Annotated in this window: 11 protein-coding genes; 8 read left to right on the top strand and 3 right to left on the bottom strand. The window is 66.9% G+C overall.

The features are described from left to right. Nucleotides 1-10: 10 nt before the first annotated feature. Nucleotides 11-1,621: an IclR family transcriptional regulator domain-containing protein gene (locus AB4Z10_RS04810; RefSeq protein ID WP_441469238.1), complete on the bottom strand. Its 1,611-nt coding sequence runs from the start codon at nucleotides 1,619-1,621 to the stop codon at nucleotides 11-13. A 187-nt stretch (nucleotides 1,622-1,808) separates the two neighbouring features. Between AB4Z10_RS04810 and AB4Z10_RS04805 the strand changes: the two genes are divergently transcribed. From AB4Z10_RS04805 to AB4Z10_RS04780, 6 genes are all read left to right on the top strand, one after another. Continuing rightward, nucleotides 1,809-2,597, top strand: a complete 789-nt coding sequence (locus tag AB4Z10_RS04805) for a ribonuclease activity regulator RraA (RefSeq protein ID WP_441469237.1) — start codon at nucleotides 1,809-1,811, stop codon at nucleotides 2,595-2,597. Next, the gene (locus AB4Z10_RS04800; protein ID WP_441469236.1) at nucleotides 2,590-3,042 is read left to right on the top strand and encodes a nuclear transport factor 2 family protein; all 453 of its coding nucleotides are present in this window, start codon (nucleotides 2,590-2,592) and stop codon (nucleotides 3,040-3,042) included. The genes AB4Z10_RS04805 and AB4Z10_RS04800 overlap by 8 nt, the downstream gene beginning before the upstream one ends. A gap of 71 nt (nucleotides 3,043-3,113) precedes the next feature. Then, on the top strand, nucleotides 3,114-4,025 hold the full coding sequence (locus tag AB4Z10_RS04795; protein ID WP_441469235.1) for an aldose epimerase family protein: 912 nt from the start codon (nucleotides 3,114-3,116) through the stop codon (nucleotides 4,023-4,025). Nucleotides 4,026-4,039: 14 nt separating this feature from the next. Then, a complete protein-coding gene (locus AB4Z10_RS04790) occupies nucleotides 4,040-4,837 on the top strand; it encodes an NAD-dependent epimerase/dehydratase family protein (RefSeq protein WP_441469508.1) in 798 nt (265 codons plus the stop codon). Nucleotides 4,838-4,950: 113 nt separating this feature from the next. Beyond that, nucleotides 4,951-6,123 (top strand): extracellular solute-binding protein, encoded by a 1,173-nt coding sequence (locus tag AB4Z10_RS04785; protein ID WP_441469507.1) that lies wholly within the window; start codon nucleotides 4,951-4,953, stop codon nucleotides 6,121-6,123. Nucleotides 6,124-6,230: 107 nt separating this feature from the next. Further along, entirely contained in the window at nucleotides 6,231-7,319 is a 1,089-nt protein-coding gene (locus AB4Z10_RS04780; RefSeq protein WP_441469234.1) for a mandelate racemase/muconate lactonizing enzyme family protein, read from the top strand. Between the two features lie 309 nt (nucleotides 7,320-7,628). On the opposite strand, the gene AB4Z10_RS04775 is transcribed toward AB4Z10_RS04780, so the two are convergent. Together AB4Z10_RS04775 and AB4Z10_RS04770 are read right to left on the bottom strand one after the other, a co-directional pair. After that, the gene (locus tag AB4Z10_RS04775; protein WP_441469233.1) at nucleotides 7,629-8,579 is read right to left on the bottom strand and encodes an isocitrate lyase/PEP mutase family protein; all 951 of its coding nucleotides are present in this window, start codon (nucleotides 8,577-8,579) and stop codon (nucleotides 7,629-7,631) included. Further along, nucleotides 8,576-9,310, bottom strand: a complete 735-nt coding sequence (locus AB4Z10_RS04770) for a GntR family transcriptional regulator (RefSeq protein WP_441469232.1) — start codon at nucleotides 9,308-9,310, stop codon at nucleotides 8,576-8,578. Before AB4Z10_RS04770 ends, AB4Z10_RS04775 begins: the two co-directional genes overlap by 4 nt. A gap of 183 nt (nucleotides 9,311-9,493) precedes the next feature. On the opposite strand from AB4Z10_RS04770, the gene acnA reads away from it, so the two are divergent. Continuing rightward, a complete protein-coding gene (acnA, locus tag AB4Z10_RS04765; RefSeq protein WP_441469231.1) occupies nucleotides 9,494-12,211 on the top strand; it encodes an aconitate hydratase AcnA in 2,718 nt (905 codons plus the stop codon). Beyond that, complete coding sequence (locus AB4Z10_RS04760) at nucleotides 12,208-13,569, top strand: dihydroorotase (RefSeq protein WP_441469230.1); 1,362 nt, start codon at nucleotides 12,208-12,210, stop codon at nucleotides 13,567-13,569. Before acnA ends, AB4Z10_RS04760 begins: the two co-directional genes overlap by 4 nt. Nucleotides 13,570-13,574 lie beyond the last annotated feature (5 nt).

Below are 13,574 nucleotides of genomic sequence, written 5' to 3'. Positions count from 1 at the left end.
CGCCGGCAGATCAGCCGGCAGTCGTTAGCGCAACCAGCAAATGACCGGACAACGGCGCTTTTTCCAAGACCTCGCGTGCAAGGTCGATCCGCGCAGTGGTGACGTAGACCCGGTCCTTGCCCTCACCGCCAAAGGCAAGGCCGGTCGGACGCGGCACTGGCAGCGGCAGCAGCCGCTCAATCTCGCCTTCGGTCGTCAGCCGCGCGATGCTCCAGCCGTCATAGAGACCAACCCAAAGTCGATCATCCGCGTCCACTGCAAGGCTGCGCGGTTCGCCCGAGACACGCGGTATGCGCGTGAAAAGCCGGGGCGCCGCGCCACCGCGCTCAAGGAGATAGATCGTGCCACTCTGGGGGTCAGAGGCGAAAAGCCTGCCGCTCGCCTGCGACCAGGCGATCGCGCCGATCCGCTTGCGCAGGGCCCATATTTCGAGCGTTCCATCAGCGCCGAGTTTGCCGATCCGGGTTTCGTCGCCCTGGTGCACGGCGACCCATGGCTGCCCGTTGAGATCGGTTGCCATGGCGGTGGCGCCGGCAAGCTCGGGAACGGTGCGATCCAGCACGCATTCCCTCTTGTCGATCCTGAGCATGCGCCCGCCGAGCAGCAGAACGATGTCGCCTTCGGCCGTGACGGCGAGACCGTCGATCGGTGCGCCGGGCTCCGGCCGGATTGCCGCCGTCCGAGATCCCGCCGTCATGTAGAGGGTGGGTCCGAGCCGATCGGCCCAGACAAGGGATGAGCGCTCCGGGTCCCAGACCGGATGGGCACCGTAGAAGACGGGCTTGCCGTGCGGGGCGTGCGGCTGCCAGGGCATGCCTGCCTGCGGTTGCCGCGTCGGCGCGCCCCTGAGCCCCAGGCAGATATTGCGGGCGACATTCGCGATCTCCGGGCCGAGCTGCGCCACTCTTTCGCTCGTCAGCCGATAGACCGGCCCGGCAACGCTGATGGCGGCGATCGGCTGGCCAGTAGAATCGAGCACCGGCGCCCCGACGCAACGATTGCCCGGCAGAATTTCCTGGTCCTCGACGGCATAGCCGCGAGCCCGGATGATGCGCAGCTGCGTCATCAGCGTGCCGCGATCGGTGATCGTCTGCGGCGTGAAGCGCTCCAGGGGCCCATGGCCGAGCATGGCCTCGGCCTCCGCTTCCGGCAGGAAGGCCAGGATCGCCTTTCCCTGGCTGGTGCAGTGCAGAGGCTTGCGCACGCCGAGGCGCGCGGCCGAGCGGATGTCGTGCGGGCTTTCGAACTTGCCGAGCGCCAGAACCATGCCGTCATCGGGCACGGCGAGATAGGCGGTCTCCCCGGTCATGTCGCGCAGGCGCTGCAGCTCGACGCTGGCGACCGCGGCGAGGTCGGGCGCGACCCAGACATTCTGGGCCAGCTCGAGCAGGCGATAGCCGAGCGTATAGCCCTGGGACTGCGGGTCGAGGCGAACGAAGCCGTGCGCCGTGACTGAGGCGAGGATCCGGTAAAGCGTCGCCTTTGGCCAACCCGTCGCCGCCGCAAGTTCGGCCGCCGAGATCAGGCCGGGGGCGGCCGCAATCAGGTCGATCAGCCGAAAGGCCTTGCCGATCAGGGCCGTGCCGGGAACGGCCGGCTGCTCGCGGCGATCGTCCGGCATCCATCGGAACGCGTCCGCTTGCGGTTCTGCCATCGAGCGATCCCATATTGTGAGACTGTGGACGCGCAGCGCCGATCTCCAAGCTTTCCGAGGATCAATATGTAGGTCAGAAAGGTCAAGGCCGGTGTGCGGACGACCGCATCGCCGACTTGAGAACGGAACTCCTTCGCAGGCCGGACAGCGCTTCATGAGCTTATCCACGCAACATCCCGTCGCCGTCCCGCAGGAGGTGATCGACCGGCTGAAGACGATCAGCAGCGGGTCGCTCACCACCGAACTGTTCCGCCGCGGCTTGCGCCAGTGCTTCCTGGTCGGGCTGAAGGCGCTGAACCCGAAGGCCGCCAAATTCGCCGGCGAGGCCTTCACGATGCGCTTCATTCCGGCTCGCGAGGATATCGACACTTACGCGACCCTGACCCCCTATCCGAACCCCGATAATCTCCAGTGGGAGGCGGTCGAGCAGATCGGCCCGGGCCAGGTTCTCGTCATCGACAGCCGCGGCGACATTTCCTCCGCCTCGGCCGGAAACGTCCTTTTGACGCGGATGATGGTGAAGGGCGTGGCCGGCGTCGTCACCGACGGCGCCTTCCGCGACGGCCAGGAGATCGCTGCGATGGCGTTCCCTGCCTATGCCCGCGAGGTCGTCGCCTCGACCCGGCTCTCGACCCATCATGCAGCCGATCTCAACGTGCCGGTCTCCTGCGCCGGCGTCGCCGTCTATCCCGGCGACATCCTGGTCGGCGACGGTGACGGCGTCACGGTGGTGCCGCGCCGTCTGGCCGCCGAGATCGCCGATGCCGGCGAGAAGCGCGACGTCCTGGAAGGCTATCTGGTCAGGCGCATCGCCTCCGGCGAGGGGCTCTATGGCGTCTATCCGCCGACGCCGCAGACCCGCGCCGATTTCGAGGCCTGGCAGAAAGCCGGCTCCCGCGAAGAGGACATCACGCGCATTCGTGCGGAGGCCAGCCATGGTTGAGATCACCCCCGCCTTCATGGAAAAGGCGATCCGGCGCTATTTCGAAGCCTGCAATGCCGGCGACTACGCCATGCTCGTCTCATGCTTCACGCCCGACGCTGTCCATTATTTTCCGCCTGGCCTGCCCGAAATTCCCTGGCGGACCGCCGATGTGATCGCCCGCAAATGGGTCTGGTGCGTCGAGAACCTCGGCTCGCGCTGGACGATCGAAAAGATCCTGTGCTCGCCGACCGCGCCGGAGGCGGTGATCGAATGGACGCATTGGAAGCCCAGGGCCAAGACCGCGCTGCGCGGCGATGAATGGTATGTCTTCGACGAAGAGAGCGGCTTGATCCGGGAAATCCGGGCCTATTACGCCTCTGCCGCAGATGCCAGCCTGCCGATCAGCGAACTCGTCGAATTCGACTATGCCGGCCGCGGTTATCACCTCGGTCCGCAAGCCTAGCCAAAGAGATCGGCGGGATGGCTGAAACCATGGAGCTTCCTGCGATACCGCGTGAGGGCACGGAGCCAGCATTGTCCGTCCGTGAGGACGACAGGCTGGTGTTGCGGGCCGGCGCGCTCGAGGCGACCCTCTCGCCTGCCGCGGGCGGACGCCTCGCCACGTTTCGCGACCTGTCCAGCACTCCCGCGCGCGATCTCGTCGTGCCCCTGCGCGACTGGCCGGCCGAACCCCGGCGCTGGCCGAAGGGCGGTGCCTATCCGCTCATTCCCTATTCCAACCGCATCGCCGATGGCTGCCTGCGCCATGCCGGGCGCGCGTGGTCCGTCGCGCCGCACCCGGACGCCGACCCGCACAGCCTCCATGGACCGGCGCATCTGCGCCCGTGGAAGGTCGAAGCCTGCGATCGGGCGAGGGCGGAACTGACGCTTTCCGCCGAGCCGGATGGCGACTGGCCCTGGCCCTATTTCGCCCGGCAATCCTTCGAGCTCACGCCGCAATCCCTGCGCGTCAGCCTGAGCATCGAGAACCGTGGCGCCGAGCCCTTCCCCGTTGGGCTGGGTTGGCACCCCTATCTGGCCTGGTCGGAGGACGCGGAGGTTCGTCACGACGCCCGGCGGCGCTGGCTGTATGACGAGGATTATGTCGCGACCGGCGAGGTGGTGCCAGCCGACGCCGTCGATGGCCGGACCAGCTATCTCTCGGACTGGACCGGGCTGGAAATCAGCCATGCCGATGGGCACTGTGTCCATGTCGCGGCAGACCCCGCGCTTTCCCATCTCGTTCTGCATCGCCCGGACGACGATGCCTATCTCTGCGTCGAGCCGGTCTCCCATGTCGCGAACGGCTTCAACCTGGACGCGGCTGGCGTCGCGGGTACCGGCACGCGCCTGCTCGGAGCCGGTGCGCGTTTCAGTGCCTGGGTCGAGCTTGGCCCCGGACGGAGAGGCGCAGGGCCGGCCACAGACCGGGAGACCAATCCGTGACAAAGACCATCGTGATGACCGGGGCCGGTGGCGTCGTCGGCCGTGCGATCCGCCCCTTGCTGCGCGGCAGCCATCGTCTGCGCCTGTTCGATCGCAATGCCATCACGGATCTCGGGGAGAATGAGGAAGCTATCCTCGGAGACATCGCGGACAAAACTGCGCTGGCCGATGCCCTGCGCGGCGCATCGGCCGTGGTCCATCTGGCCGGCTGCACCACCGAGGCCGGGATCGAGGAACAGATCGCCGGCAACGTTCAGGGCGCCTGGAACGTTTTCGACGCTGCGCGGGCCGCTGGTATCGAGCGGGTGGTCTTCACCAGTTCGCATCACGTCGTCGGCCATTATCCGCGCCACAGGCGGGTCGGCTCCGATGTCCTGTTGCGTCCGGACAGCCGCTACGGGTTGACCAAGGCTTTCGGTGAGCAGGCGGGGGCCTTTTTTGCCGACCAGTTCGGGCTGCGGGTCCTGGCCATCCGGGTCGGCTTCATGGGCGAACGGCCGGTCGATCGCCGCCGCCTGGCCATTTGGACGAGCCCGCGCGATCTCGTGCAGTTGATCCGGATCGGCCTGGAGCACGAGACCCTGCGCTTCGCGGTCGTCTACGGCGTGTCCGACAATTCCCGCAGCTTCTTCGACAATGCCGCGGCATGGCGCCTGGGGTACCGGCCGCAGGACAGTGCCGACGACTATGCGGAGGCCGTCATGGCGGCCGTGCCGCCGGAAGATCCCGGCCGGCTCGCCAGCCGCGTCATCGGCGGCACGATGGCCGAGGGGAGCTTCGTCGGCGACGCCGCGCGGATCGAGGACTGGTGAGCCGGCAACCAGCCGCATCGGCTCGGAATGCCGCGCAAGAAACGATGGCGCCACAAGACGCCACGCAACAGTGCCGCTCCGGCGGCAACCATTGGGAGGATGACAGGATGACGATGACGGACCCATCTCGGCGCCAGTTCCTGGGCGGGGCGGCAGGGCTTGCCGCCTTGGCGCCGAGCCTTGCGCAGGCGCAACTCGCCTTGCCGAAGGCCCCGGTCAATCTCAATATCGTCGACGTGGCCGGCAATCTCGCGCTGACCCAGAAGGCATTCGAGGCCTATCGCCAGGCGAAGCCTGGCCTGGTGTCGCGGATGACCTTCACCAAGGCGCCGGCCCCGGAACTGCCCGGCAAGATCAAGGCGCAGCAAGTTGCCGGTCGCGTCGACATCGACCTCGTGCTGACCGGCACTGATGCGCTGGCGGCGGGGATCGAGCAGAATTTGTGGGTCGATCTGCTCGCGGCTCACAAGCCCGCTCTGCCGAATCTCGACGAGATCTATGAAAAGGGCGCGGCCATGATGCAGGGCCTGGCTCGCGGCCAGGGTGTGGTCGTCGCCTATTATCCCTCAGGGCCTTTGCTCGAATACCTGCCGAACCACGTGCCCAACCCGCCCGGCTCGCTCGAAGAGCTGCTGGCCTGGGCCAAGGCCCATCCCAACAAGTTCATGTATGCCCGGCCGGCCAATTCCGGCCCGGGCCGCACCTTCATCATGGGATTGCCTTACATCCTTGGCGACAGCGACCCGAAGGATCCCATGAAGGGCTGGGACAAGACCTGGGCCTATCTGAAGGAGCTCGGCCGCTATATCGAATACTACCCGACCGGCACCTCCGCGGTGATGAAGGAGCTCGGCGACGGCACCCGCCACATCATCGCCACCACGACGGGCTGGGACATCAATCCGCGTGTCCTCGGCGTCGTCCCGAAAGAGGCGCGGATCTCAACCTTGAAGAATTTCCGCTGGGTCATCGACGGCCAGTACATGGCGATCCCGAAGGGGCTGCCCAACGACAAGATCGCCGTCCTGCTCGACCTGATGGCGTTCATGCTGACCAAGCCGGCGCAGGCCTTCACCTATGACGAGGGCTACCTCTATCCCGGCCCTGCGGTGAAGGACGTCCCGCTCTCGATGGCCCCGCCCGAGAGCCAGGCGGCGATCGCGGAATTCGGCCGCCCCGAATATGCGAAGCTGATCGCGGACACGCCCTTCGAACTGCCTCTCGAACCCAATCAGATGGTCATGGCCTTCCGCAGATGGGATGAGGAAATCGGCAAGCGAGCCTGATCAGCCTGCCGTGCCCGGTCTGCCATGTCCGGCAGGCCGTCGGCGATCCGAGCCCTGTTTCGCCGGGCCGGCCGCGTCGGGCCGGCTCCTGACCCGATGAGAAGGCCATGTCCGATCCGATCACCAAGGTGGAACCGATTGTCCTGCGCATTCCGTTCGACGACGGCGGCAAGGGGCAGGGCATCACGCCGACCCGGTGGAGCAATCTCGACATCGTCCTGGTCCGGGTCGAAACCGGCTCGGGCCTGGTCGGCTGGGGCGAAGCCTTCGGCTATATGTGCCAGAACGCCACCGCCGTCGCGGTTCGCGACCTGGTTGCGCCGGCGGTGATCGGGCGGAATTCGCAGGATCCGCAGACCGTCAACCTGGCGGCTCAGCAGGCCCTGGCCCTGTTCGGCCGCTATGGCATCACCATGTTCGCGATCTCGGGGCTGGACATCGCGCTGTGGGATATCGCGGGCAAGCGCGCCGGTCTGGCGCTATCGCGCCTGATCGGGCCGCCCCGCCGCGACAGGATCCGCGCCTATGCGAGCCTTGTCCGCTACGGCGATGCCGAGCGCGTCGCGCACTTCGCGGCTGAGGCCACGGCGCTCGGCTATGACGAAGTGAAGCTGCACGAAGTGCTGCCGGCGACGATCGCGGCCGGCCGCCGGGGGGCGGGGTCGGATGCCCGGCTGACCGTGGACGTCAACTGCCAGTGGTCGCTGGAGCAGGTTCGCGCCATGCTGCCGGTGCTTGCGGAGAGCAATGTGAACTGGTTGGAGGAGCCGACCTTTCCTCCTGAAGATCCAACACCCTGGCGGGCCATCGCAGCCGAGGGGATCGCCATCGCCGCTGGCGAGAATGCCTGCACGGCGGTCGAGTTCGGCCGCCTCGTGCCGGCGCTCGACATCGTCCAGCCGAGCGTCACGAAAGTCGGCGGCGTTACCGAGTTCGTCAAAGTCGCGCAGCTCGCGCGCGCCGCCGGCAAGCGCCTGGCGCCGCACTCGCCCTATTTCGGGCCGGGCTATTGGGCGAGCCTGCAGCTCGCCGCCGCTATCGACACCTGCGAAGTATTCGAATTCCTCTATGTCCGCCCGGAAGCCTGGTGTGGCCTGGATCCGACCTTGCCGGTTGGCGGAGCCATCGGCATTCCCGATAAACCAGGCATCGGCTTCGAGCCCGACATGTCCGTCATCGAACGCTATCGGAGCTAGAACGGGGACGAATGCCCCGACGCAATCCCATCGCTACTGCTCGGGCGTGTTGTTCTTCCAGGATACCGAAGGCGATGCGTTGCGGGACGCTTCCGGCATACGCGCATGAGCATTCGCCTGGGTGCAGGCAGAATAGAGGGCCAGCTTCGTAAAGCAGCAGATTCTGAGTGCTTTCGCCGGCATCCGCTTCGTCGACCTCTTCGATCTGCGTGACGGCCGATTCGGCGTCATGAAGTCTGGAACGACAGCGCCGAACGGCGGCTCTGCCTCACTCTCGCCTTGAGTGAACGGCGGCCCACCGCGCCGGCCTCAGGCGGGGACTGCCGCAGCCTCGTATTTCGACGCGTAGCTGTCGACCGTCAGGAGTTGCTTCTCCAGCGCCTGCATGGCCGGGAAGCCCATCAGGTTCCAGATCTCGTCGATGCCGACGAGCAGGTCCGAGCGGTCGGCCGGCACGCCGGTCTCCATGACACCGCGCATCACCGACAGCGCCTCGCGCATCGCCCTGATCGCGGCGGCGGGCAGCATGCGCGGCAGGCTGATGCGGCGCACGCCGAGTTCCTTGAGGCGAGGCAGCGGGATCAGCGGCGTGGTCGGGCGCGGGCGGATGCCGAAGCCCATATTGATCGAGACCGGCTTGCCGCCGGCCGCCTCGACGACGCGGGCGATCTGGTCCTCGGTCTTGACCGCATCGGGGAAGATCGCGTCGGCGCCGGCCGCGACATAGGCGCGGATGCGCTCCAGCGTCGCGTCGAGCCCCTCGACGGCGAGCGCGTCCGTACGGGCAATGATGACAAAATCATCGTCGCGGCGGGCGAGGCAGGCGGCCTCGATCTTCTTCACCATCTCGTCGCGCGAGACGACTTCCTTGCCCGGCATATGGCCGCAGCGCTTCGGGCTGACCTGGTCCTCCAGGTTGACGCCGGCAACGCCGGCCTCCTCGAACATCTGCACGGTGTAGTGCACGTTCATTGGGTTGCCGTAGCCATTGTCGGCGTCGCAGGTCAGCGGGATCGAGATCGCGCGCGCCAGATGCCGGCAATGGTTGACGTTTTCGTTCAGCCCCATCATGCCGAGATCCTCGACGCCGAGGATGGCGTTGGCGATGGCGGCGCCACTGGTGCAGGCGCTCTTGAAGCCGGCGGCCTCGACCAGCCTGGCGCTGTAGCCGTCGAAGACGCCGGGCGAGACGATGAACTCGCCGGAATTGAGCAGAGCCCGAAAGGCGGCGGGGGCCGAAATCTCGCGTTTGGCGATCATGATGCTCGTTTCTCCGCGCCGGCGGCGTCGTTGGTTGAGGCTTCGGGAACCTGGGCCAGCACATGTCGGCCGGCGCGCCCGACATGCGAGCGCATCAGGGATTCGGCGAGGGTGGGGTCGCGCATCTTGATCGCGCGCAGGATCTGCCAGTGTTCGGTGAAGGCGAGCTCCTTGCGCTCGGGCACGGCGCCGGAGATGCGCCGGTAGATGCGCAGCAGGTGGTAGAGGTCGCCGCAGAGGCTATCGATGATGCGGCTGTTGCCGCTGCCGCGCACGATCCGCTCATGGAAGTCGAAGCGCATATCCTCCGGCTTCTGCCCGGAATGGGCGGCCTCGAGGTCGGCGATCAGCGCATCGATCTCGGCATCGCTCATCTGCTGGGAGGCCAGCCGGCAGGCATAGCCTTCGAGCGCCTCGCGCATCTGGAACAGTTCGAGGATCGCCTGCGGCGAGAGCGAGACGACGCGAGCCCGCATAAAGGGCTCGCGCGAGACGAGCTGGATGCCCTGGAGGCGGCGGATGGCCTCGCGGACCGGGCCGCGGCTGACGCCGAAGCGCGTCGCGAGCGTCGACTCGTTGACGACCATTCCGGGGGCGAGTTCGCAGCTGTAGATCAGATCGAGGATGCGGCCGAAAACCTCGTCGCCGAGCGTCTCGGTACGCCTGTCACCTGTGGCTAGGAGCTGCAGTTCCATCGCGGTGACGTTAGGAGCGAGCGGAAAATGTGTCAACAGTTTTGCGAAAATGCTCCTTCGAAGGATCAGTTGTGCGGAGGGCGAAGGCGCCATTCAGCGTTTGACTTGAAATCGAGGGGAAGCTAAAAACGTCTTGCATAAGATACGTTTACAAAAGTGTTGACATTAAATGGCTCACTTTCACGGGGTGCGGGCCTGTTGGACGATGCGAGCGGCGAAATGCCCGACGTCATGACGACCGATGAGCCGCTGGCGGTCGATGCCGTGGCGGGCACTTACGTCTCCGTCGCCGCCGCAGCGGCGCGGGCCGGAGTGAGCCTTGCCGATCTGCCCTATGCCTGCCGGGTCTTCGTCGAGAACCTCGAACGCGGGCGGCTCTGCGATCCGAACATCGGCGCGGATGCCGTCGAGGCGATGCTGCATTGGCGCGAGAGCCACGGCGTCGGCGTGCCGCTCAGCGTCGGGCGAGTCATCTTGCCGGATTCCAGCGGGTTGCCGGTGCTGCTTGATCTCGCCTCGCTGCGTGATGCGGTGGCCGAGGCGGGCTGCGATCCGACGACCGTCGAGCCGCGCATTCCCGTGGACGTCATCGTCGATCATTCTTTGCAGGTGGATGTTTCGGCCACGCCTGACGCGATGGCGCGCAACATGGCGCGGGAGTTCGAGCGCAACGGCGAGCGCTACAGCTTCCTGAAATGGGCGCAGCAGGCTTTCCGCTCCGTACGGGTCTATCCGCCCGGCACCGGCATCATCCACCAGGTCAATCTGGAGCATATCGCCTCGGTCGTGACGCGCGTCGATACGCCGTTCGGTGAGGTCGCCTGCCCGGATTTCGTCATCGGCGGCGATTCCCACACGCCGATGGTCAACGGCATCGGAGTGCTCGGCTGGGGCGTCGGGGGCATCGAGGCGCAGGCCGCGATGCTCGGCCAGCCCTATGTCTTTCCGGTGCCTGAATTCGTCGGCGTCCGGCTCACCGGCACGCTGCCGCCGGGCGCGACCACGACCGACCTCGTCCTTACCGTCACCGAGAGGCTACGGCGCGAGCGCGTGGTCTCGACCGTGATCGAATACTTCGGCCCGGGCGCGGCGACGCTGTCGGTGCCATCCAGGGCGACGCTCGCCAATATGGCGCCGGAATACGGCGCGACGGCGGGCTTCTTTCCGATCGACGCGCAGACCATCGCCTATATCGCGCGGACGCGATCGCCGGAGCATGCCGCCTTCGTCGAAGCCTATGCGTGCGCCAACGCGATGTTCCGCGAGCCGGGTCTGCCCGATCCGCTTTATTCCCGCGTCATCGAGATCGACCTTGCCGGGGTGAGACGCAGCGTGGCCGGCCCGCGCCGCCCGCAGGATCGGCTCGATCTCACCGCCGTCGCCAGGGATTTCGTCGGCCGGCTGCCGCAGCCGCTGGCGGAGGGCGGTTTTGCCACCGATCCCGAAACCGCCGTCCCGATTGCGACGCCCGACGGTCCGGCCACGCTGCGTCACGGGGCGCTGGCGATCGCCGCCATCACCGCCTGCACCAACACCTCGAACCCGGCTGTGATGATCGCCGCCGGGCTTCTGGCGCGCAACGCCATCGCGGCGGGGCTGACGGTGCCGGCCTGGGTCAAGACCTCGCTCGCGCCGGGTTCGCGTGTGGTGACGCGTTATCTCGAAGAACTCGGCCTGCTGGCTTCGTTGGAAACGCTCGGCTTCGGCGTGGTCGGCTATGGCTGCACCACCTGCGGCGGGAAATCCGGGCCGCTGCTGCCGGTGATGGCGCAGGCGATCGACGCGGGCGGGCTGGTCGCGGCCGCCGCGCTTTCGGGAAACCGCAATTTCGAGGGCCGCATCCACCGGCAGATCCGGGCCAATTACATCATGTCGCCGCCGCTGGTCGTCGCCTTCGCGCTGGCCGGGCGGATCGACATCGACCTCGAAGACGAGCCGCTCAACGGACCGGATGCGCCGACGCCGATCCGCCTTGTCGATCTCTGGCCGGACGAGGCCGAGATCGCCGCGCTTGCCGCGCGGGCCGGCGACGCGCGCCTGTTCCGCGAGGTCTATGGTGACACGCCCTCCGATCTGCTCTGGAAGGAACTCGCGGCGCCGACCGGCCTGCGCTTCGACTGGGACCGGCAATCGAGCTATCTGGTCGAGCCGCCCTTCCTCGATCTCGCCCGGGAGCGCGCCCGGGAGGGCGTGCCGGAAGCGTTGCATGGTGCCCGCGCACTCGGCGCCTACGGCGACTCGCTGACCACCGACCATATCTCGCCGAGCGGCGAGATTCCGATCGACAGTCCGGCAGGGCGCTATCTGATCGGGCTCGGCATCGAGCCGAAGGCGTTCAACACCTATGTCGGACGGCGCTGCAATCACGAGGTGATGGCACGCGCGACCTTCGCCAATCTGCGCATCAAGAACCAGATGGTGCCCGGCCGCGAGGGCGGCTGGACGCGCCTCCTGCCTGAAGGCGAGGTCGTTTCCGTGCACGAGGCCGCAACGGCTTACGCCAAGCGCGGCGTGCCACTAATCGTGCTCGGCGGGAAGGATTACGGCATGGGGTCCAGCCGCGACTGGGCGGCCAAGGGCCCCGCCCTGCTCGGGGTGCGGGCCGTCATCGCCGAGAGCTATGAGCGCATTCACCGTTCCAACCTGATCGGCATGGGCGTGGTGCCGCTGCGCTTCGCCGAAGGCACGGGCTGGCGCCAGCTCGGCCTCGACGGCAGCGAGAGTTTCGACATCGAGGGTTTGGCCGAGGCCATCGACGGAACCGCGCCGGCCATCGTCACCGCGACCGGCACGGCCGGCCCGATCCGCTTCGCGGTCACGGCCAATGTCTCGACGCGTAGCGAGCGCGCCTGCCTGCGCCATGGCGGTGTCATGGCGGAAGTCCTCGCCTTCTTCACCCGGCATCCTGCGCCGACCCTGGTCACGGAGCATCCATGAGTTTCGATCTGCTGCTGGAGGGGGGCGAGATCGTCTTCCCGAATATGGGTGTGCGTACCGGCTCGGTCGCAGTCAAGGACGGGCGCATCGCCGCGCTGCTGGCGACCAGCGAAAAAGTGCAGGCGAAGGAAGTCGTCGACTGCCGCGGCAAATGGGTGATGCCGGGGCTGATCGACCCGCATACCCATATCGGCTTCGGCTCGAACGAGACGGATTTCGAGACGGAGTCACGCTCGGCCGCCATCGGCGGCGTCACCGGCATGATGACCTTCCATCGCTCCAACGATCTGCGCCAGTCGACCGGGCCATGGAAGGAGCGCGGCGAGAGCCAGTCGCTGATCGATTTCGGCTTCCATTTCGGCGTCACCAGCAAGCTGCATATCGACACGCTGCCGGAATGCGCCGAGCGCTTCGGCGTGACCTCGATCAAGGTCTATCTGATGTACAAGGGCGCTTCCGGCGCCGCGAAGGGTTTCACCGAGATCGATGACGGCCTCCTCTACCGGGCGTTGTTGCAGGGCGCGCGCATCAAGGGCGGCGTCGTCGGCGTTCACTGCGAGAATGTCGAGGTCATCCCCGTCTTCCGCGAGCCGCTGAAGGAAGCAGGCCGTAACGATTTGCCTGTCTGGGACGAGCAGAGCCCCGGCTTCCTCGAAGCCGAGAACGTCTTCCGCGTCATCTATTTCGGCGAGAAAGCCGAATGCCCGGTCAACATCGTGCACATGTCCAGCGCAGAGAGCCTGGAGATCGTGCGCCGGGCGAAGCGGCCCGGACGCGCCCCGATCCATGTCGAGACCTGCAGCCATTACCTCGCGCTGACCAGCCAGTCGCCGATAGGCTTCCTCGGTAAGGTCAACCCGCCGCTGCGCCCGGCCGCCGATGTCGAGGCGCTGTGGGAAGGGGTGCGCGACGGCACGATCTCGACCGTCGGCTCCGACCATGTGCCGCGCAAGCGCGAGACCAAGGGCCCGGATATCTGGAAGGCGTCGGCCGGCTTCCCCGGCATCGGCACGCTGCTGCCGGTGCTGATCCATGAGGGCGTGCACCAGCGCGGATTGCCGATCGAGCGCATCGCCGCCGTCACCAGCGCCAATGTCGCGAAGCTCTATTCGATCCCAAACAAGGGCGGCATCGCCGTCGGAATGGATGCCGACCTCGTCGTCGTCGATCCCGATAGGGAGATCACCATCGACCCGGCGACGCAGGAATCCTTCTCTGACTACTCCCCCTATGAAGGCATGACCTTCAAGGGCGCGTCCGTCCGCACGATCCTGCGCGGCCGCACCATCGCCCGCGACGGCGCCGTCGACCGCCAAGCCCGCGCGACTCCCGCCGGCCGCTACCTGCACCGTTCCTGAAATTT

The sequence above is a fragment of the Allobosea sp. RAF48 genome, assembly GCF_052114025.1.
Classification (GTDB): Bacteria; Pseudomonadota; Alphaproteobacteria; order Rhizobiales; family Beijerinckiaceae; genus Allobosea.
This window is presented reverse-complemented; position numbering and strand designations above follow the sequence as displayed.

Excerpts from the sequence above, each read along its gene's own strand:
- AB4Z10_RS04810 (WP_441469238.1), bottom strand. The coding sequence starts at position 1,621 with ATGCCGGACGATCGCCGCGAGCAGCCGGCCGTTCCCGGCACGGCCCTG.
- AB4Z10_RS04775 (WP_441469233.1), bottom strand. The coding sequence starts at position 8,579 with ATGATCGCCAAACGCGAGATTTCGGCCCCCGCCGCCTTTCGGGCTCTG.
- AB4Z10_RS04785 (WP_441469507.1), top strand. The coding sequence starts at position 4,951 with ATGACGGACCCATCTCGGCGCCAGTTCCTGGGCGGGGCGGCAGGGCTT.
- AB4Z10_RS04760 (WP_441469230.1), top strand. The coding sequence starts at position 12,208 with ATGAGTTTCGATCTGCTGCTGGAGGGGGGCGAGATCGTCTTCCCGAAT.
- AB4Z10_RS04805 (WP_441469237.1), top strand. The coding sequence starts at position 1,809 with ATGAGCTTATCCACGCAACATCCCGTCGCCGTCCCGCAGGAGGTGATC.
- AB4Z10_RS04800 (WP_441469236.1), top strand. The coding sequence starts at position 2,590 with ATGGTTGAGATCACCCCCGCCTTCATGGAAAAGGCGATCCGGCGCTAT.
- acnA (WP_441469231.1), top strand. The coding sequence starts at position 9,494 with ATGCCCGACGTCATGACGACCGATGAGCCGCTGGCGGTCGATGCCGTG.
- AB4Z10_RS04790 (WP_441469508.1), top strand. The coding sequence starts at position 4,040 with ATGACCGGGGCCGGTGGCGTCGTCGGCCGTGCGATCCGCCCCTTGCTG.
- AB4Z10_RS04780 (WP_441469234.1), top strand. The coding sequence starts at position 6,231 with ATGTCCGATCCGATCACCAAGGTGGAACCGATTGTCCTGCGCATTCCG.